The 19,307-nt window shown below is 70.2% G+C and carries 11 protein-coding genes and 1 pseudogene; 5 read left to right on the top strand and 7 right to left on the bottom strand.

Annotated features, from left to right (window positions below):
* Window positions 1-343: 343 nt before the first annotated feature.
* The 3 genes and pseudogenes from ABD198_RS12585 (at window position 344) to ABD198_RS12575 (ending at window position 3,414) form a co-directional block, all read left to right on the top strand.
* Complete coding sequence (locus ABD198_RS12585) at window positions 344-2,269, top strand: hypothetical protein (RefSeq protein WP_344000474.1); 1,926 nt, start codon at window positions 344-346, stop codon at window positions 2,267-2,269.
* Window positions 2,270-2,331: 62 nt separating this feature from the next.
* A complete protein-coding gene (locus ABD198_RS12580; RefSeq protein ID WP_344000415.1) occupies window positions 2,332-3,027 on the top strand; it encodes a TetR/AcrR family transcriptional regulator in 696 nt (231 codons plus the stop codon).
* Window positions 3,024-3,414, top strand: a pseudogene (locus ABD198_RS12575) (hypothetical protein). Before ABD198_RS12580 ends, ABD198_RS12575 begins: the two are co-directional and overlap by 4 nt.
* A 53-nt stretch (window positions 3,415-3,467) precedes the next feature.
* On the opposite strand, the gene pulA reads toward ABD198_RS12575, so the two are convergent.
* The 7 genes from pulA to ABD198_RS12540 form a co-directional block, all read right to left on the bottom strand.
* A complete protein-coding gene (gene pulA, locus ABD198_RS12570; protein ID WP_344000413.1) occupies window positions 3,468-8,870 on the bottom strand; it encodes a pullulanase-type alpha-1,6-glucosidase in 5,403 nt (1,800 codons plus the stop codon).
* A gap of 275 nt (window positions 8,871-9,145) precedes the next feature.
* Window positions 9,146-9,808 carry an LppU/SCO3897 family protein gene (locus tag ABD198_RS12565; protein ID WP_344000411.1) on the bottom strand — a complete coding sequence of 221 codons (663 nt, stop codon included), beginning with the start codon at window positions 9,806-9,808 and terminating at the stop codon, window positions 9,146-9,148.
* Between the two features lie 165 nt (window positions 9,809-9,973).
* Window positions 9,974-11,347: an alpha-amylase gene (locus ABD198_RS12560; RefSeq protein ID WP_344000409.1), complete on the bottom strand. Its 1,374-nt coding sequence runs from the start codon at window positions 11,345-11,347 to the stop codon at window positions 9,974-9,976.
* Window positions 11,348-11,481: 134 nt separating this feature from the next.
* Entirely contained in the window at window positions 11,482-13,194 is a 1,713-nt protein-coding gene (locus tag ABD198_RS12555; RefSeq protein ID WP_344000407.1) for a glycoside hydrolase family 13 protein, read from the bottom strand.
* Window positions 13,195-13,344: 150 nt separating this feature from the next.
* Window positions 13,345-14,256, bottom strand: a complete 912-nt coding sequence (locus ABD198_RS12550; protein WP_344000405.1) for a sugar ABC transporter permease — start codon at window positions 14,254-14,256, stop codon at window positions 13,345-13,347.
* A gap of 13 nt (window positions 14,257-14,269) precedes the next feature.
* Entirely contained in the window at window positions 14,270-15,274 is a 1,005-nt protein-coding gene (locus ABD198_RS12545; protein WP_344000403.1) for a carbohydrate ABC transporter permease, read from the bottom strand.
* Window positions 15,275-15,367: 93 nt separating this feature from the next.
* Window positions 15,368-16,639, bottom strand: coding sequence for an extracellular solute-binding protein (locus ABD198_RS12540; protein ID WP_344000401.1), 1,272 nt, complete (start codon window positions 16,637-16,639; stop codon window positions 15,368-15,370).
* A gap of 460 nt (window positions 16,640-17,099) precedes the next feature.
* Between ABD198_RS12540 and ABD198_RS12535 the strand changes: the two genes are divergently transcribed.
* Window positions 17,100-18,134: a LacI family DNA-binding transcriptional regulator gene (locus tag ABD198_RS12535; protein ID WP_344000399.1), complete on the top strand. Its 1,035-nt coding sequence runs from the start codon at window positions 17,100-17,102 to the stop codon at window positions 18,132-18,134.
* 195 nt (window positions 18,135-18,329) lie between these two features.
* Complete coding sequence (locus tag ABD198_RS12530) at window positions 18,330-19,283, top strand: phosphatase PAP2 family protein (protein ID WP_344000397.1); 954 nt, start codon at window positions 18,330-18,332, stop codon at window positions 19,281-19,283.
* Window positions 19,284-19,307 lie beyond the last annotated feature (24 nt).

Genomic DNA, 19,307 nt, shown 5'->3' with positions numbered 1-19,307 from the left:
CGGTCCATCGGCGACAAGCCGCACGGAGCCCCGGCGAGGGGGCCCTCGCCTCTCATACGGCTGAGAGGGGCCGAGCACTCAAAATCCCGTGTCCCGGTGCGGGCCCCCTGCGAGGCCGGCCGCATGGATCAGGACTGGGAAGACCGGGTGGCCGACGCGTGGGCCACGCTCGACGACCACGAGCAGTCCGAGGAGGGCGGCGCGGCGTTCCGCGCGGTGATCGACGCCCTGGTGGCGGAGCTGCCCGAGGACAGCCGCTTACGCGCGCGGGCTCGTTGGGCCGGACGGGGTGTGACGGGAGGGGGGCAGGTGACCATCCGTGGATTCGCTCGTTCTGCTGAACGTGCAGTCACAGGATGTCGCCCAGCGCCCCTCCAATCCCGAATCCCCGACCGGCCCGGTGGTCGATGTGGAGCAGGCCGAGGCCGCTCTCGTCGAGCACTACCCGCGGCTGGTGCGGCTCGTGTATCTGGTGCTGCCGCCGACGCTGGGGCGCAGCAGACGGGTGCTGACCGCGCACGCCCTGACCCAGCGCGCGCTGCCCCGCGGGCAGGCGCCGGCGCCGGTGATCCCCGCCCAGTCGGCGGGCCCCGGCAGCGATCCGGGGTACGCCCTGGTCCGCCTGCAGGTGGTGCGTGCGGCGCTGGAGGCGGGCCTGCCGCTGAAGCGCAAGGCGTGGCCCAAGCGGGCGCAGCTGCCGCCGCTGCTGCCGCAGGTGTGGGGGCTGAAGCTGTTCCCGCGGCCGGGCGGCGCCGACGAACTCGCCCTGGACCAGAAGCTGTCCGCACTGTCCAGTGCCGGCCGTGCCGCCTACGCGCTGCGCGGCCTGGACCGGCTGCCGGACGGCGAGGTGCGCAAGGTGCTCGGCGAGGCGGGGGTCGACGACCCGGACGCCGCGCTGGCCGAGGCGGACTCGGTGCCCGCCGAGTACGGGCTGCTGGAGTCCAGCGAGTTCGACCCCTGTTCGCTGCAGGCGCGCCCCACCGATCTGATGCGCCGCCGCCGGCATCTGAAGGTCGCGCTGGCCGCGGGCGCCGCCCTCGCCGTGTGCGGCATGCTGCTGGCGCTGCCCGGCGACGGCTGGGGGCCCGACGGGGCCGCGGCGCCGCCGTACGCGCAGAACCCGGCCGCGCAGGCCGCCCTGGACCCGGGCAGGCTCACCCGGGTCTCCCCCACCGCCTGGAAGACCTCCGTGCGCACCGACTTCTCGGTGTGGCCCGCGCGCGGCGCCCTCGTCCGTGACGAGGCCCTGCTGCGCCGTGCTCTGGCCGTGTGGGCCCGGCCCGGCGACGCGGTGAAGGTCTCGCACACTCCGGGCACCCCGACCGGCGGGCCGGCCGGACCGCCCCAGCTGCTGTACGCGGGGACGGTCGACGACTCCCGGGTGGTGATCCTCCACGACGGCCTGCGCATCGTGCGCTACGCCGAGCCGCGCGAGGGTGCCCGGGGTGCCGCCCTCGACTTCGCCCGGGTCGACGGTGCCGGCCGGGCCGAGGCGGGCGCGGTGGTGCTGAGCCGCACCGACGGCAACGTCCGCTATCTGACCGCCCCCTGGGTGCGCAAGGCCGGCGAGCGGGACCTGCGCTCGCCGGGCGGCGGCGTGATGGACCTGGAGCTGACCGACGGGGTGACGGCACCGCTGGCGAGCCCGACTCTGCGCAGCGACGGCTGCACCTCGTGGAACGTGCTGCAGCTGACCGACGGCACCGGCACCCGGCTGGTGACCGACCTCGGCGAGCTGGTGCCGGCGCGTCTGACGGCCGGGCCGCCCGGCGAACCGGCCGAGGCCTCCCGCGCGCAGGCGCTGCGCACCTGGGCGCCGTACGCCTGCTCGCTGGGCCTGCTGCGCTCGGCCGGGGTGCGCAGCGTCAACGCCTGGGCGTATGCGCACCAGCCGCTGCCGCACACCGGCAACGAGGCGACCTGGCTGTGCACGCGGGCGGAGACCTGGCGGGGCGAGGGCGCGAGGGTGCTGGCCCAGTTCCACACGCCGGGCGGGCGGTTCGGCGCGGTGGCGGCCCGGGCGGAGAGCGTGCCGGCCTGCGGGCCGCGCAAACCGGAGGTGCTGGCCGGGGTGCTGTGGAAGTCGTCCAAGGGCTCCTGGTACCTGCTGGCGGCAGGCAGTCCCGGCACGACGTCGGTGAGGGCGACCGGCGGCATCGAGGCGTCCGCGGAGGGCCGGATGCTGACCGCGAAGGCGCGGCGGGGCGCCCAGGCCGACCTCAGCGCCACCCTCAAGGGCGGCGACTCGATCCGCGGCCTGCGCTGACCGTGAACACCGGTGGCCGCTCCAGGACGTTCGAGTCCGGAATCGGTCGGTAAGGTGTTCGCATGAGCACCGGGGTACGCCGCAGGATGGGAGTCGAGGAGCGCCGCCAGCAGTTGATCGGTGTCGCCCTCGAACTGTTCAGCCGCCGTTCGCCCGACGACGTCTCCATCGACGAGATAGCGTCGGCGGCCGGTATCTCGCGCCCGCTGGTCTATCACTACTTCCCCGGCAAGCTCAGCCTGTACGAGGCCGCCTTGCAGCGTGCCTCCGACGATCTGGCGTCCCGGTTCGCCGAACCGCACGAGGGCCCGCTGGGAGCGCGGCTGCTGCGGGTGATGGGGCGCTTCTTCGACTTCGTGGAGGACCACGGCCCCGGCTTCTCCGCCCTGATGCGCGGCGGCCCGGCGGTCGGCTCCTCCACCACCAACGCCCTCATCGACTCGGTGCGCCAGGCCGCGTACGACAACATGCTGTCGCACATGGGGGTGGTGGGCGAGGCGCCACCGCGGCTGGAGCTGGTGATCCGCTCGTGGATCTCGCTGGTGGAGTCGACGGCGCTGATCTGGCTGGAGGGCAAGCGCATTCCGCGCGGCGAGCTGGAGGCGCAGCTGGTGCACGACTTCGCGGCGCTGGCCGCGGTCGCCGCCGCCCACGACGAGGAACTGAGCACGCTGCTGCGCACCCTGCTCAAGGACGAGCCGGGCGACGGCCCGTTCGCCGATCTCGCGGCCCGGCTGCTGACGCTCGCCTCGTCGTGACCGGCACGACGACATGGGGCCCGGTCGTCGGGACAACCGTGGGCGCCGCCGAGCGGCAAGCGCACCGAGGCCCAGGTGGTGGCGCTGGTCGAGGGGACGCGTGAGGAGGCGCTCGCGGAGCTGGAGCGGCGGGCGCGCGAGCAGGTGCCCACCCACCCGTTCAACCACAAGCGGCGCCGCCTGCTGAGGAGCCACGACGGGTTTCTGCTCGTCGTCGACGGGGCGTGGAGCTCGTTCCTCACCCGGTTCAGCGTGGCGGAACTGCTGGAGGACTCCGCGGCACCGGCCCCCGAACCGGAGCCTGCCGTCGAAGAACCGGAACCCGTCGCCGAGGAGCCGCCGCCGGCCCCTCCGCGTCCCACGCCGGAGCAGCTCGCCGCGGCATGAGCCCTCCTGTTCGGTGTCAGGAGGGCTCACCCTAGCCGCAGCTCAGGGGTTGGTCAGCGGGTGAACACCGCGACCGTGCGGGCCGGGACGGTGAACGTGCCCGTGTCCTTCGCGTAGGACGAGGTCTTCACCACCGCGTCGCCGCCCGCCGCCTGCACCGGGTGCAGGCGGTAGCCCGTCCCGGCGAGGGAGGCGACGCGCTGCTCCTGCCGCTCGGGGGTGGCGTTGAAGACGACCACCAGGTCACCGAGCTGCATGGTGATCACGCCGGGCGTCTCGTCCTTCCCGGAGAGCGGGAACGACAGGCGGGACTGCACCTGCTCGGCGGTGTCCAGGGAGAACACCTTCTCGGTGGCGCGGATCCTCAGCAGGTCCCGGTAGGCGGCCGAGGCGCCCTCGATCTGCGGGCAGCCGACCTTGATCACACCGAGCAGCGGCTTGGCGTAGGGCCACTTGTCCTTGTTGTCGGCGGCCGGCGGCAGCCCGCGGCCGAAGCCGTTGCCGTCGGCGCAGTTCCAGTGGATGGCGTTGAACCAGTCGCCGCTGTCGTAGGAGTTGCGGTCCAGGGACTTGGAGCGCAGCAGGTCGGTGCCCGCCTGGGAGAGCGCCGGGCCCTGCGAGAGGGTGGCGGTCGCCATGGCGAGGACCTGCATGCGCGCCCGGTCCGCGGCCGGGGTGTCCTTCGGCAGCTTGAAGGCGAGCGCGTCGAACAGGGACTCGTTGTCGTGCGCGTCGGCGTAGGCGAGGGCGTCGCCGGGTGCGGCCGCGTAGCCGGCGGGTGAGCCGTTGTAGTCGACCTGGGAGCCCTTGACCTGCTTGCCGCTGGTGTCGGTGAAGGTGTAGTCGGCGAGGTTGCCGCTCAGGCCCACCTTGATGAGGTCCTGGTAGTGCAGCAGCCTGGCCTTCTGCTCGGCCTCGGCGCCGTTGCTCTTCGAGGAGTTGGGGTCGGTGTAGAGGCCGGAGGCGAAGCCCTGCACGCCGGGGTCCTCGTCGAAGGGGCCGCCGCCGCGCACGGCGTCACGGGCCCGGTCGGAGAAGGTGGCGATGCCGGTGCCGGCCATGTTCTTCTGGGTGGCCTGCTCGAAGCGGGCGTCGTCGGCGATCTCGCCGAAGTTCCAGCCCTCCCCGTACAGGATGATCTTCTTGCCGTCGACGCCGTCCTTCTCCAGGGTGAGCGCGTCGAGGGCCTTGCGGACGGCGAGCATGTTCGCCTTGGGGTGGTGGCCCATGAGGTCGAAGCGGAAGCCGTCGACCTTGTACTCCTTGGCCCAGGTGACGACCGAGTCGACGACCAGCTTGCCCATCATCGCGTTCTCGGGGGCGGTGTTTGCGCAGCAGGTGCTGTCGGCGACGGAGCCGTCGGCGAGCAGCCGCTGGTAGTAGCCGGGCACGATCCGGTCCAGCACGGACGTCTTCGCCTGGCCGGCGGCCGCGGTGTGGTTGTAGACCACGTCCATCACCACGCGCAGGCCGTCCTCGTTGAGCGCCTTGACCATCTTGCGGAACTCCACCGTGCGGGCGGTGCCGTCCGGGTCGGTGGCGTAGGAGCCCTCGGGGACCGTGTAGTGGTACGGGTCGTAGCCCCAGTTGTAGGCGTCCTTGGCGGCGGCCTTCGCGACGCACTCCTGCTGCTGGTCGCTGTCGGCCGGGTAGGAGGCCAGGTCGCAGTCGGGCACCGCCTGGTCGGACTTCCGCTCGGGGATGGTGGTGATGTCGAAGGCGGGCAGCAGGTGCACGTACGAGGTACCGGCCTTCGCCAGCTTGCGCAGGTGCTTGCTGCCGTCGCTGTCCTTGTCGGTGAAGGCGAGGTAGGTGCCCCGGTGCTTCGCCGTGCGGTCGGCGACGGAGAAGTCGCGGATGTGCAGCTCCTGGATCTGGGCGTCCTTCAGCGGCACGGCCTTGGGCTTGGCGTAGCCGTCCCAGCCGCGCGGCTTGAGGGACGTGTCGGCCAGGTCGACGGCGAGGCTGCGCTCGGAGTCGGTGGTCAGGGCGACCGAGTAGGGGTCGGTGACCTCGTTGGTGACGATCCGGCCCGCGTCGGGCGCCCATACGGTCACCGCGTACCGGTAGGGCTTGCCCTTCCAGGAGCGGGGACCGGTGACGGACCAGACGCCGGAGCCGTCGTCGCGGTTCATGCGCACGGTGCGGCCGTCGATCTCCAGCGACACCCGCTGTGCGGTCGGCGCCCACACCGACAGGGTGGGCCGGCCGTGCCGGAACACCGGGCCGAGCCGGGACTTGGTGGCGTCACCGGCGTACAGGTCGTCCAGGACGCCGGCGATCTGCACGCCGGTCGCGGCGAGCACGGCGCCGTCGGCGGTCCGCTGGGTGGCGACGACCTGGCCGCGCAGGGCCTCGCGCACGGCGCCGCGGTCGCGCGGGTCGACGGACCAGGCGGTGAGGTCCTTCAGATGCGGGAACTTCTTCTGCTGGGCGTCGGTGAGGCCGGTCCTGCGCAGCCGCAGCCAGCGTGCGTCGGTGTCGGTCAGGGTGCCGTCCTGCACCTTGATGGAGCCGGTGCGGGAGGCGAGCAGCTGGGTGGAGGCGGCGCCGTCGGAGCCGTTCCAGACCACGGTGTCGCGGTCGATCCAGACCGCCTTGGAGGTGGTCAGGTCGAGGGCCGCCGAGGACCCGGCGGCCTGCGGCAGCAGGTACTTCTCCTGCCCGCTCAACAGCCACACCTCATGACCGTTTGCCGTGAGGTCGAGGGCCTGGTCGGTGGGCAGGTCCTTCTCGTCGCCCTTGTGGACGATGTAGCTGAGGCTGGTGGCACCCTCGGCGAGCGGCACCTCGAAGACCGCGCCATAGGAGTCAGTCTTCACCGGCTTCAGCGGGTTCGCCCAGTCGGTGGGGTCGGCGGCGCCGGCCCACACGTGCAGGCCCCAGCCGTCGTAGTCGCCGTCCGCGCGGTGGTAGTGCAGGACGGCCTTGCTCCTGTCCTGCTCGGGGTAGTCGGGCCGTTCGGTGGTGACGGTCTCCTTGCCCTGCTCGATCCAGATCTCGCCGTGCCGGGTGACGTCGATGGTGCGGTCGGCGGCGACGTCCTTGTTGCCGTCCTTGTCGATCACCAGGAAGCCGACGTCGGAGGCGCCGGGCTTGAGCTTGACCCAGGCGAAGGCGCCGTAGGCGTCCCGGCCGGTGAAGGGGTGGCTCTTGGGCCACTCGGTGGCCTCGCCCTCGGCCAGGTCGCCCCAGGCGTACAGGCCCCAGTCGTCGTAGTTCCCGTCGGCGCGCTTGTAGTGGACGATCGCGTAGTCGCGGGCGGACGCGGTGGGCGGGGTCTCCACGGGCGGGGTGCCGGTGGTGGAGGCGGCCATGGCGCTGTCGGTGCGACCGGCCGAGTCGATCACCATGGCCTTGTAGCGCAGGGCGGTGCCGGCGGGCACGTCCTCGCCGATGGTGTGGGTGACCTTGTAGGGGGCGTGGTCGGCGGAGCCGAGGGTCCGCCAGGCGCCGTTGCCGGTCTGGGCGGCGAAGACGACCCGGTTGAGGCCGCCGCCGTCGACGTCGGCGGTCAGCTCGATGGTGCCCGTGGCTCCGGCCTCGGGTGCCTTCAGGGTGATGGTGGGTGCGGTGGCGGGCCGGGCGAGCGGTCCGGCCGCCTTGAGGACGATCGCCGACTGGGCCGGGACGGTGACGGTGATCTTCTTGTCGGCGCCGGTCCGCACGGTGGCGTCGGTGCCGTACACGCCCTTGAAGGTCATGCCGGCCGAGCCCGTCGCGAAGGTCGCCTGCTTCTCGCTGCCGGCGTTGTTGAAGGCGACGACGTACTCGGTGCGGGTCTTCGCGTCGGTGCGGGAGAAGGCGTAGACGCCCGGGCCGTCGGCGGCGTACCGCTCCTGCTGCACGCCGTCGGCGAGTGCCGGGTGGGCCTTGCGGAGCTCGGCGAGCTCGCCGATCCGGCGGTAGAGGGGCGAGCGGGTGTCGTAGGTGTCCTCGGCGTGGGTGCGGTCGGTGCCGATGAGGTCGTCGTCGAGGTAGTCGGCGGTGCGCGAGGCGAACAGGGTCTGGCGGGCGTCCTTGTCGCCGCCGGCGCCGGTGAAGCCCTGCTCGTCGCCGTAGTAGACGACGGGGTTGCCGCGGCTGAGGAACATCAGTTCGTGGGCGAAGACGTCCTTCTTCAGCAGCTCGGCGTCGGAGGCCTTGGGGTTGTCCTGCTTGAGGAACGTCCCGATGCGGCCCATGTCGTGATTGCCGAGGAAGGTGACCTGCTCGTACGCGTTGGCCGTGCCGGAGGTGTACTTGTAGTCGTCGCCGAAGACGGAGGAGAGCGCGGCCGCGCTGCCGCCCTGGGAGGCGTACCGGCGGGCCGCATCCTGGAAGGGGAAGTCCAGGGTGGAGTCCAGCCGGCCCTGGGTGACGTACGGGGAGGTGATGTCCGTGTCGGCGGAGAACACCTCGCCGAACATGAAGAAGTCGTCCCGGCCCTGCTTGGCGGCGTAGGCGTCCAGGGCGGTGGCCCACTGGGTCCAGAACTCCATGTTGACGTGCTTCACGGTGTCGATCCGGAAGCCGTCGATGCCGAAGTCCTTCACCCAGCGCTGGTAGATCTTCTTCATGCCCTCGACGACCTCGGGACGCTCGGTCCACAGGTCGTCCAGGCCGGAGAAGTCGCCGTAGGTGGTGGACTCGCCGGCCCAGGTGGAGTCGCCCCGGTTGTGGTACATCGCCGGGTCGTTGAGCCAGGAGGGGACCTTGAGGTTCTTCTTGGCGGCCGGGACGACGGGGGTGCGCGGGAAGGTGCCGGCGCCGGTGCGCGGGAACTTCTTCCTCCCGTCGGCGTAGTCGGCGTCGTCGAAGGGCCTGCCGTCCTTGGTGAGGTACGGGAAGGCGCCCTTGGAGAGGTAGCTGTAGGACTTCTCGTCGTAGTCGACGACGTCGGCGGTGTGGTTGGTGATGACGTCGAAGAAGACCTTCATGCCCTTGTCGTGGGCCTTGTCGATGAGCTTCTCGAGGTCCTTGTTGGTGCCGAAGTGCGGGTCGACCTGGGTGAAGTCGGTGATCCAGTAGCCGTGGTAGCCGGCCGAGGCGTCCTTGCCGGTGCCCTGCACGGGCTGGTTCCTGAAGATGGGGGCCATCCAGATGGCGGTGGTGCCGAGGCCCCTGATGTAGTCGAGCTTCTTGATCAGGCCCTTGAGGTCGCCGCCCTGGTAGAAGCCCTTGTCGGTGGGGTCGTACCCGGTGGTGAGCCGGGACCCGGTCAGACCGCCGCGGTCGTTGCCGGTGTCACCGTTGGCGAAACGGTCCGGCAGGACGAAGTAGAACTGCTCGCGGGTCAGGTCGTGCCGCGCGGGCTCCTTGGCGAGCCGGGCGTCCGACGGCGGCGCGGGCGGGGCGTCGGCGCGGGCGGCGAGCGGCTGCACAAGTGCGGCGGCCAGCGCGGCGACGGTGACGGCGGCGACCCGTCTGCCACGCGCGGATCGGCGCCCCGGGGGCGCGGGCCAACTGGGTATCACAGGGTGCACTCCTTGCGATGACGGCTCATACGGGTCCGACCCCACGCCCTGGGGACGACCGTTTCGGCCACGTCACCGGGGCGCCCGCGCGACCGTACCGCTGTTGAAAGCTTTACAGCAAGACTTGTGAAAGCGGCGGCAAGAACTTCCAGGAGGAGCTTTCCGGCAGGGGCGGACGAGTTGGGCACGCACCGGCCCGGACAACGGCGCGCCGCCGGCTCCCCGAGGGGAACCGGCGGCGCGAAAGTGCCGTGTGACGGACCGCCAGGGCGGCCTCAGGCCGCCTTGCGGCCGCAGATCACGTCGTAGGGACGACCGATCCCGAGGGTCAGCTTCAGCGGGTCGGTGGTCTTGGCGGGGCACTCGGACTCGGTCTTGACCAGGTCGAGGACCTTGTAGTCGTCGGGGCCGGCCGACGCGCAGGGGATCTCCTTGGCCGTGGAGTCGATGCAGTCGCCCTTCACCAGCTGGCCGCCGCCGGCGCCCGCGTCACCGGGGTGGTCGCCGGAGAGGTTGCGGCCGCAGACGGTGCTGGAGGGGATGCCGCCGCCGCTGGACGAGCCGAAGCTGATGGACACCTTGATGATGATGTCGGTGCCCGCCGGGCACTGGATGGAGTCGTCCAGGATGGCGCCGTCCAGGATCTTCAGGGCCTTGAAGGTGGCGCCGGAGTCGTCGCAGTCGAGCTTCTGGTAGCTGTCGGACCCCTTGTCCGGGTCCGGGCCGCCGCAGTCGCCGGCCTTCCAGCCGTCGGAGTCGCCGCCCTTGTCGTCCGAGGAGGACGACGAGGACGACGAGGACGACGGGGACGACGGGGAGTCGTCGTCCTTGAAGTAGTTCCACGCGGTGATGATGCCGATGATGATCAGCGGCACCAGCACGGCCTGCAGGCATCCCGCCACGCGTCCGCGGGGACGCTGAGTGTTGTTCACAGCCATGCGGATGGCTCCCCCTTGCGGCGCGAACGAGCGGCGCGGGGAGGGACCGCGCCGCACCTCCTCATCCCCGCGGGGGAGTTCTTTATCCCGCGCTTACGCTAGCGTCCGGCGGCTACAGAACTGGCCGCCGGACGTCACAGGTTTGCTGCAGCGGGTGCTCTCGCCTCAGCAGGTGCTCTTCCCCGCGTACACGGCGAGGGCGGTGTTGCTGCCGAGGGTGGCCGTGAGCCGGCCCGAACCGTCCACCGTCACCTGCTTGTTGCTCTGCACGTCGCAGTAGGTGCCGGCCGGCAGGGAGGTCTGGTAGGTGCGGGTCAGCGAGCCGGACTCGTGGTTGACGGCCACGAAGCCCTTGTTGCCGCGGCCGAACGCGATCGCGTCACCGCCGTTGTCCCACCAGTTGGTCACCGCCTGGCCGCGGGTTGCGTTACGGAAGGCGACCATGGACTTGATCTCCGGCCAGGCGTGCTGGCACTTCCAGCCGTTCTGCCAGCAGGCGTCGACCCGGCCGCCGTTGGGGGGTCCGGCGTCGTGGTCGGAGAACTCGTAGCCGGAGTTGATGTCGGGGGCGCCGTAGGGCCAGGCCAGCATGAAGACGGTGGCCAGGGTGTAGTTGGCGTTGTCCTTGTAGCTGAGCGTGGAGCCGTTGCGCTCGGTGTCGTGGTTGTCGACGAAGACACCGGCGACGCCGCTCTTGAGGTAGCCCCAGCCCTCGCCGTAGTTCTTCAGGTAGGCGAGGTTCTCGTTGTTGAAGACGCGCTTGAGGTCGTACGCGTAGCGGAACTCCTGGACGTCGCCGTTGCCGGTGTACTCGTCCGGCTGGACGGCCTCGCCGGCGCCGTAGATGACCTCCTGCTTCCAGTACGCCGACGGGTTGCTCAGCCGGGACTTGACGGCGGCGAGGTCGGCGGCCGGGATGTGCTTGGCGGCGTCGATGCGGAAGCCGTCCACGCCCAGGGAGAGCAGGTCGTTCATGTACCCGGCGATCGCGCCGCGCACGTACTCCTCGCCGGTGTCCAGGTCGGCGAGCCCGACGAGTTCGCAGTTCTGGACGTTCCAGCGGTCCCGGTAGTCGGTGATCTGGGAGGTGCAGTTGTCGAAGTCGGACACCGAGTACAGGCCGGGGTAGTCGTACTTCGTGTACGACGAGCCGCCGGTGCCGGTGCCGCTGCCCGCGGACATGTGGTTGATGACGGTGTCGACGACGACCTTCACCCCGGCCGCGTGACACGTGTCGACCATGTTCCTGAAGGCGGTACGGTCGCCGAGGCGGCCCGCGATCCGGTAGCTGACGGGCTGGTAGGAGGTCCACCACTGCCCGCCCTGTATGTGCTCGGCGGGCGGGGAGACCTGCACGTAGCCGTAGCCGGCGGGGCCCAGGGTGGTGGTGCACTCACGGGCGACGGAGGCGAAGTTCCACTCGAAGAGGACGGCGGTGACGTCCTTCGAGCCGGGTGGGGAGGCCTCCGCACTGGTCGGGGCCATGACAAGCGAGGCGGCGATGAGCGCGGCCGCCCCGGCGAGGGTTCTGCGTGCCATGTGTGGGGTTTCCTTCTTCGTTGAAGGTGCTTGCTGAAACATTCAGCAAACTTGCGGCAACGCAGATGTTAAAGGCCCGCCATCCGAAAGGGCAGCGGGCCGTACGAACTTGAACCAAAAAGTTGCGGGGCGCGTCAGGCGGTGGTCCACCACACGGTGGTGTCGCCCGGCACCTTCGCCTCGCCGCCCGTCTCCGCCACCTCGCTGCTGGAGATCAGCACCCGCCCGTACGCGGGCACGGTCACCGACTCGCCGGTGGTGTTGGCGACGCACACGAAGTCCCCGCGGCGGAAGGCGAGCACGCCCTCGGGCGCCCGCAGCCACTCCACCGAGTCGCCCGCGCCCAGGTCGGGCTGCTCCCGGCGCACCGCGAGCGCCGCCCGGTACATCTCCAGCGTCGAGCCGGGCACCCCGGTCTGCGCCTCCACGCTCAGCTCGCCCCACCACTCGGGCTGCGGCAGCCAGCTGCCGCCGTCGCCGAAGCCGTAGGAGGAGCCCTCGCGGGTCCACGGGATCGGCACCCGGCACCCGTCGCGGAAGCCGTCCTGGCCGGCGCCCCGGAAGTACGCCGGGTCCTGGCGCACCTCGTCGGGCAGGTCCACGACGTCCGGCAGGCCCAGCTCCTCGCCCTGGTAGACGTAGGCCGAACCGGGCAGCGCCAGCATCAGCAGCGTGGCGGCGCGGGCGCGGCGCAGGCCCAGCTCGCGGTCGCCGGCCAGCCGGATCTGGGTGCCGAGCCCGGGTGGGTTGGCGAAGCGGGTGGCGTGCCGGGTGACGTCGTGGTTGGACAGCACCCAGGTGGCGGGGGCGCCGACCGGGCGCATGGCGTCCAGGGTGCGGTCGATGACCTCGCGCAGCTCGGCCGCGTCCCAGTAGGTGCCCAGGTACTGGAAGTTGAACGCCTGGTGCAGTTCGTCGGGGCGTACGTAGTTGGCGGTGCGCTCCACGGTCGGCGTCCACGCCTCGGCGACGAAGATGCGCTCGCCCGAGTACTCGTCCAGGATCTTCCGCCACTGCCGGTAGATCTCGTGCACCCCGTCCTGGTCGAAGAACGGCATGACATCGTTGCCCAGCAGCTTCAGTTGCTCATGGCTTCCAAGGTCGGGAAGGCCCTCGGCCTTCACCATGCCGTGGGCGACGTCGATACGGAAGCCGTCGACGCCCATGTCCAGCCAGAAGCGCAGGATGGAGCGGAACTCGTCGCCGACCGCCGGGTGCTCCCAGTTGAAGTCGGGCTGCTCGGGGGCGAAGAGGTGCAGGTACCACTCGCCGGGCGTGCCGTCGGGCTCGGTGACCCGGGTCCAGGCGGGGCCGCCGAAGATCGACTCCCAGTCGTTGGGCGGGAGTTCGCCGTTCTTCCCCTTGCCGGGCCGGAAGTGGTAGCGCTCCCTCAGCGGCGAGCCGGGACCCTCGGCGATGGCCCGCTTGAACCACTCGTGCTGATCGGAGGAGTGGTTGGGCACCAGATCGACGATGATCCGCAGGCCCAGCGCATGGGCGTCGCGGATCAGCGCGTCCGCGTCCAGCAGCGTGCCGAACATGGGGTCGACGGCACGGTAGTCGGAGACGTCGTATCCGGCGTCCGCCTGCGGGGAGGCGTAGAAGGGGCTGAGCCACACCGCGTCCACACCGAGGTCGCGCAGGTAGGGCAGACGGGAGCGGATGCCCTCCAGGTCGCCCATGCCGTCGCCGTTGCTGTCGGCGAAGCTGCGCGGGTACACCTGGTAGATCACCGCTTCCCGCCACCAGTCGTGGCGCCTGGTGACGGTGGCGACGGCCGAGTCGGTGGAGGGCGTCGGTTCGGTCGGGGAGGTCGGGACCTGGGCGGCGGAGTGCTGCTGACTCATGTCGTCCTTGCGTTGCGTCAGTCGGTCGTGTGAGGCGTGGGTGCGGGCGGGGACCGGACGAGGCGGCCCGCGGTGTCAGCGGGGTCGGATGGGCACCGCGGGCCGCCTACCCGCGCGGTCAGGCGCGCGGGAGTCTCCGGACGGAGGGGGTCAGCCCTTCGTGCCGCCGGCGGTGAGGCCGGCCACCAGGTTCTTCTGCACCAGGTAGAAGAACCCGGAGACGGGTATCGCGATCAGGACCGCGGTGGCGGCCATGAGGTTGCGCTGGGCGTCGTGCTCGCTGATGAAGCTCTGCAGACCGACGGCGAGGGTGTATTTCTCGTCGTCCAGCATGAATGTCGTGGCGAAGGCCACCTCGCCGAACGCCGTGATGAAACTGTAGAACGCGGCGACCGCAAGGCCCGGCTTGGCGAGCGGCAGGATCAGCCGCGCGAAGGTCCCGAAGGGGGTCAGCCCGTCGACCCGGCCCGCCTCGTCGATCTCGAACGGGATGGTGTCGAAGTAGCCCTTCATCAGCCAGGCGCAGTACGGCACGGCCGTGGTGCAGTACACCAGGATCAGGCCGAGGTAGCTGTCGATCAGCTGCAGCTCGGACAGGATCTGGTACATCGGCACCATCAGGACGGCCACCGGGAACATCTGGGTGACCAGCAGCACCCACATGAACTTCTTGTAGCCCGGGAAGCGCATGCGGGAGACCGCGTAGCCGGTGGTGGCGGCGACGAGCACACCGATGAGCGTCGTCCCGAGGGAGACGATCAGGGAGCTCTTCAGCCAGTGGAAGAAGGCCGTGTGCTCCAGGACGAACGAGTAGTTGTCCAGCGTCATCTTGCCCCAGATGCGGCCGGGGTGCAGATAGTCGTCCTTGTCCGGGCCGAGGGACAGAAAGACCAGCCAGGCGACCGGGAACAGCGCGATCAGGCTCGCCGCGATCAGGACGCCGTGGGAGGTCAGGCGGGCCGGCAGGCTGAGTTCGCCGCGCCGGCGCACCGGGCGCTTCACGGTCGTCCCACCGCCGGCCGGATGGGCCGGAGCAGCCTTCTCGACAGTCGTGGTGCTCATGAGAACTCCTGCCTCAGATCGCGAGCTGCTGCTCGTTGCGGTTCAGCCAGCGGCGGTAGAAGGAGGTGAAGACGACCAGGATGGCCAGCAGCAGCATGCCGTAGGCCGCCGACTCGGCGAACTCGCGCGGCTGCTGTCCGAAGCCGAGGTAGTAGGCCCAGGTCACCAGGATCTGCGCGTCCGGCGCGGTGTTGCCGAACAGCAGGAAGATGATCGCGAACTGGTTGAAGGTCCAGATGATGCCGAGCAGCACCACGGTGGAGCTGACCGAGCGAAGCCCCGGCAGGGTGACGTTGCGGAAGCGCTGCCAGGCGTTGGCGCCGTCCATCTCGGCCGCCTCGTACAGCGTGGAGTCGATCGACTGCAGTCCGCCGAGCAGCGAGACCATCATGAACGGCACACCGCACCAGGTGTTGACCATGATCGCGGCGAACCGCTGCCAGAAGGGGTCCTCCAGCCAGGGCGGCGTGGGCAGGCCGAGGGAGCCGAGGCCGGAGTTGATGATGCCGGTGTCGGCGAGCATGAACCGCCAGCCGAAGACGGTGACGAAGGTCGGCACCGCCCAGGGCAGGATGAGGATCAGCCGGTACAGCGTGCGCCCGCGCAGCTTCTGGTTGAGCAGCAGCGCGAGGCCGAGGCCGATGCCGTAGTGGAGGGCGACACAGGCCGCGGTCCACACGATCGTCCAGATGAAGTGCGACCAGAAGCGGTCGTAGGCCGTCTCGCCCCACAGGATCCCGGCGTAGTTGTCCAGGCCGATGAACTTGTAGGTGGCCTCGATCTTGTTGACGCCGATGGTGCGGGCAGAGTTGAGGCTGTCGGCGTCGGTCAGCGTCAGATAGAAGCCGTAGGCCAGGGGGTACAGCACGATGACGCCGAGCACGACGGCCACCGGCGCGATCATGGCGTAGGCGTACCAGTGCTTGGCGAATGACCGCTTCAGGCGGGTGACCGGGCCGGGCCGGGGCGCGCGGTCACCGCGGCGCTTGCCGGTCGCGCGGTCGATGGCGACTGTCATGGTTCGGCACCTTCTGGATGATCAAGGAGTACGGCACACAGGCCGGCGGCCGCCGGACCTCCCCCTCGGGGAGGTCCGGCGGCCACACGGGCGTCACTTGCTGAAGTCCGGCACCAGCTTGGCGATCGAGGTCTCGGCGTCGGTCAGGCCCTTGTCCAGGGACTTCTTGCCGCCGGCGATCTGCGGCAGCTCGTCGTCGAGCGGACCCCAGATGGAGCTGTACTCGGGCAGCGCCGGCCGCGGCTGGGCGGCGGCGAGGACCGTCTGGAAGCCGGCGATGCCCGGGTCGGCCTTGACCTTGTCGGTGTAGGCGTCGTCCCGCGTGGGCAGCGTGGAGTTCTTCAGCGCGATGGTCTCCTGCGCCTTGGCCGAGGTCATGAATTTCACGAACTTCAGCGCGGCCTCCTGCTTCTCCTTGGTGGAGCCGGCGTAGACGGACAGGTTGTGGCCGCCGGTCGGGGCGCCGGCCTTGCCGGTGGAGCCGGCCGGGACGGTGGCGATGCCGAGGTTGTTCTTGTCCTTGAACGCCGAGCCCTTGTGGAAGTTGGTGATCTCCCACGGGCCCTGGATGATCGCGGCGACCTTGCCGTTGACGAACGCGTCCTGGATGTGGGCGTACGCCTCGGCCGTGGTGTCGGCCTTGTGCAGGCCCTTGCCCTTGAACAGGCTCAGCCAGGTGCCGTAGGCCTTCTTGGCCGCGGGCGACTTGACGGTGATCTTCTTGGCGTCGACGTCGACGGTGTCGGTGCCCTCGCCGTAGAGGAAGGTCTGCGCGTAGTAACCGGCGGTGGAGCCCCAGTAGCCGTCGACGCCGGTCTTGTCCTTGATGGTGGCGGCGGCCTTCTTCAGGTCGTCCCAGGTCTTGGGCGGCTTCACGCCGGCCTTCTCGAACAGCTCCTTGTTGTAGACCAGGGCGAGGGTGTCCGTGGTGAACGGAACACCGTAGGTCTTGCCCTCGTACTTGGCCTGCTCGAGCAGGTTGGACTTGAACTTGTCCTGCTCCTTCAGGGCCTCGGTGCCGTCCAGCGGGAGGAAGTAGCCCTTCTTGGCGAAGGCGGGGGTCCAGCCGACCTCGGAGCGCAGCACGTCGGGGGCGCCCTTGGAACCGGCGGCGGTGTCGAACTTGTTCTGCGCCTGGTCGAAGGGGACGTTGACGTACTTGACCTTGATGTCCTTGTTGGCGGCCTCGAACTCCTTGACCAGGGCCTTGTACGTCGGCGCCTCGTTGGTCGCGTTGGAGGTGTCCCACCAGGTGATGGTGACCGGGCCGCCGGCCTTGTCTCCGCTGTCGCCGTCCGAACCGCAGGCCGTCGCCGCGAGGGCGAGGGACGCCACCAGCGCGGTGGCCGCTATGCCACGCCGCATGAGTTCTCCTTGAGGGTGAAAGCCCGAGTGGAGCAGGAGACGGCCCCGTCTGCCGTCCTGCCGCTTGCCGACTGCGCCGCTGGGGGGTTCCCATCGCTCGGGTGAGGCCGAGAGTGGGGGAGGCCGTCGGGCGAGGTGAACGTAACAGCCATGTAAGCGATTCGAAAGACCTTGCTGAAAACTTTTGCAAGAAGCCGCGAGAGTTATCCCGCCGTGACCTCCTCTCGACCGCTCCGCGATGGTGATTTTCCGGGGCTCAGCAGGGACTCGGACAGTTGTGCAAGACTTTGCAAGCACTTGCCATGCCTTTCCGCCGGGTGAATCATCCGTTGCGGAACGGACGCCGACCACCACGTGAGGGACCGCGATGAGCCAGCAGCCCGCTACGGCCCGTTCGACGGCGCGCACCAGGCGTCCGTTCGGTGTGCAGGGAGAGGCACGCCAGCTACAGTCGAGTCCTGTGACCACACGGCTTGCCGATATCGCTGCTCAGGCGGGGGTGAGCGAGGCGACCGTCAGCCGCGTCCTGAACGGCAAGCCGGGCGTCGCCGCCACCACCCGCCAGTCCGTGCTCGCCGCCCTCGACGTCCTGGGCTACGAACGCCCGGTACGGCTCCGCCAGCGCAGCGAGGGCCTGGTGGGCCTGATCACCCCGGAGCTGGAGAACCCGATCTTCCCGGCACTCGCCCAGGTCATCGGCCAGGCGCTGACCCGCCAGGGCTACACCCCGGTCCTGGCCACCCAGACCCCGGGCGGCTCCACCGAGGACGAGCTCACCGAGATGCTGGTGGACCGCGGCGTGGCCGGCATCATCTACGTCTCCGGCCTGCACGCCGACACCACCGCCGACATGCAGCGCTACGAGCGCCTGCGCGCCCGGGGCGTGCCCTTCGTGCTGGTCGACGGCTTCTCCCCCAAGGTGCAGGCGCCGTTCATCTCCCCCGACGACCGCGCCGCGATGACCCTCGCGGTGACCCACCTCGTCTCCTTGGGTCACACCCGGATCGGCCTGGCCCTCGGCCCCAAGCGCTTCGTCCCCGTGCAGCGCAAGATCGAGGGTTTTACACGCACCATGCAGGAGCAGCTGGGTCTGTCCGCGGAGACGATCGAGACCGAGCTGATCCAGCACTCGCTGTACAGCCTGGAGGGCGGTCAGGCCGCCGCCGCGGCGCTGATCGAGCGCGACTGCACGGCCGTCGTCTGCGCCAGCGACATGATGGCCCTGGGCGCGATACGCGCGGCCCGCCAGCAGAACCTCGAGGTCCCCGACGACATCTCCGTCGTCGGCTTCGACGACTCCCCGCTGATCGCCTTCACCGACCCGCCGCTGACCACCATCCGCAAGCCGGTCCCGGCGATGGGCCAGGCAGCGGTCCGCACCCTCCTCGAGGAGATCGGCGGAACGCCCGCCCCGCACAGCGAGTTCGTCTTCATGCCGGAGCTGGTGGTCCGCGGCTCGACGGCCTCGGCACCCGCGGCGGGCCGCTCCTCCTAGACGCCTCCCGGCTCCTCCTAGGTGCCTCCCGGCTCCTTCTGGACGCCCTCCCTGACGTTTCTGGACGCCCTCCCTGACGTCACCCCGGAGGTCTCCTCCGGGTCTCCTCGCCGGGCACCCGGAGGACAACATGCGGGTCGCCCCCGACCAGAGGATGATCTGAGGAGGAGGCCTTTTCTGGCAGACTTTGTGCCCATGGGTGACATGACGGTGACCACACTGGAGGGTCGGCAGCAGGCCGTCTCACACCCCGTCACGGACCTGTCACCGCGGGCGAGGCGCTCTCCGCGCCGGCCCCGCCTGTGGTTCGAGATCCTGCTCATCGCGGTGAGTTACTGGACGTACTCACTGATCCGCAACGCGGTCCCCGAGCAGAGGTCCGAGGCGCTGCGCAACGCCGACTGGATCTGGCAACTGGAGCAGACCCTCGGCATCGCCTTCGAAAAGTCGGTCAACCATGCCGTGAACTCGGTGACTTGGCTGATCGTCGGCATGAACTACTACTACGCCACGCTGCACTTCGTGGTGACCCTGGGTGTCCTGGTGTGGCTCTTCCGCAGCCACCCGGGTCGCTATGCGGCCACCCGCATGGTTCTGTTCTCCACCACCGCGGTCGCCCTGGCCGGCTACTACCTCTACCCCCTGGCCCCGCCCCGTCTGATGAACGGTGAGGCGTTCATCGACACCGTGATGGTCCATGAGACCTGGGGCTCCATGGCGTCCGGCGACCTGAAGAACATGTCCAACCAGTACGCCGCGATGCCCTCGATGCACATCGGCTGGTCCCTGTGGTGCGGGCTGACGATCTTCGCCCTGACCACCGTCCCCTGGGTCCGCGTGCTCGGCCTGGTCTACCCCGCGGCGACCCTGGTGGTCATCGTCGCCACCGCCAACCACTTCTGGCTGGACGCGGTGGGCGGCGTGCTCTGCCTGGCCTTCGGCTACGCCTTCGCCCGCCTCTGGTACGGCGCACTCCCCCACCACCTGCCCCGGCGCGTGCCGCATCCGCCGCGGAAGGCGCCCACGACACCACCCGGTCCCCCGGCCGACGGCGCCGCGCCGGACACCGTTCCCGCCCCTCCCCTGCCCGCCCGGCCCCGCACCGCCCCGGAGCAGCCGGCCGCTGAGCAGCCCTCCCCGTCCGTGTAGACGGCGTCGGAGTCCGACCAGACG

Origin of the sequence: Streptomyces thermocarboxydovorans (assembly GCF_039524635.1) — a bacterium.
GTDB lineage: Bacteria > Actinomycetota > Actinomycetes > Streptomycetales > Streptomycetaceae > Streptomyces > Streptomyces thermocarboxydovorans.
The sequence above is the reverse complement of the archived record's forward strand: the minus strand, read 5'-3'. Positions and strand labels throughout refer to the sequence as shown.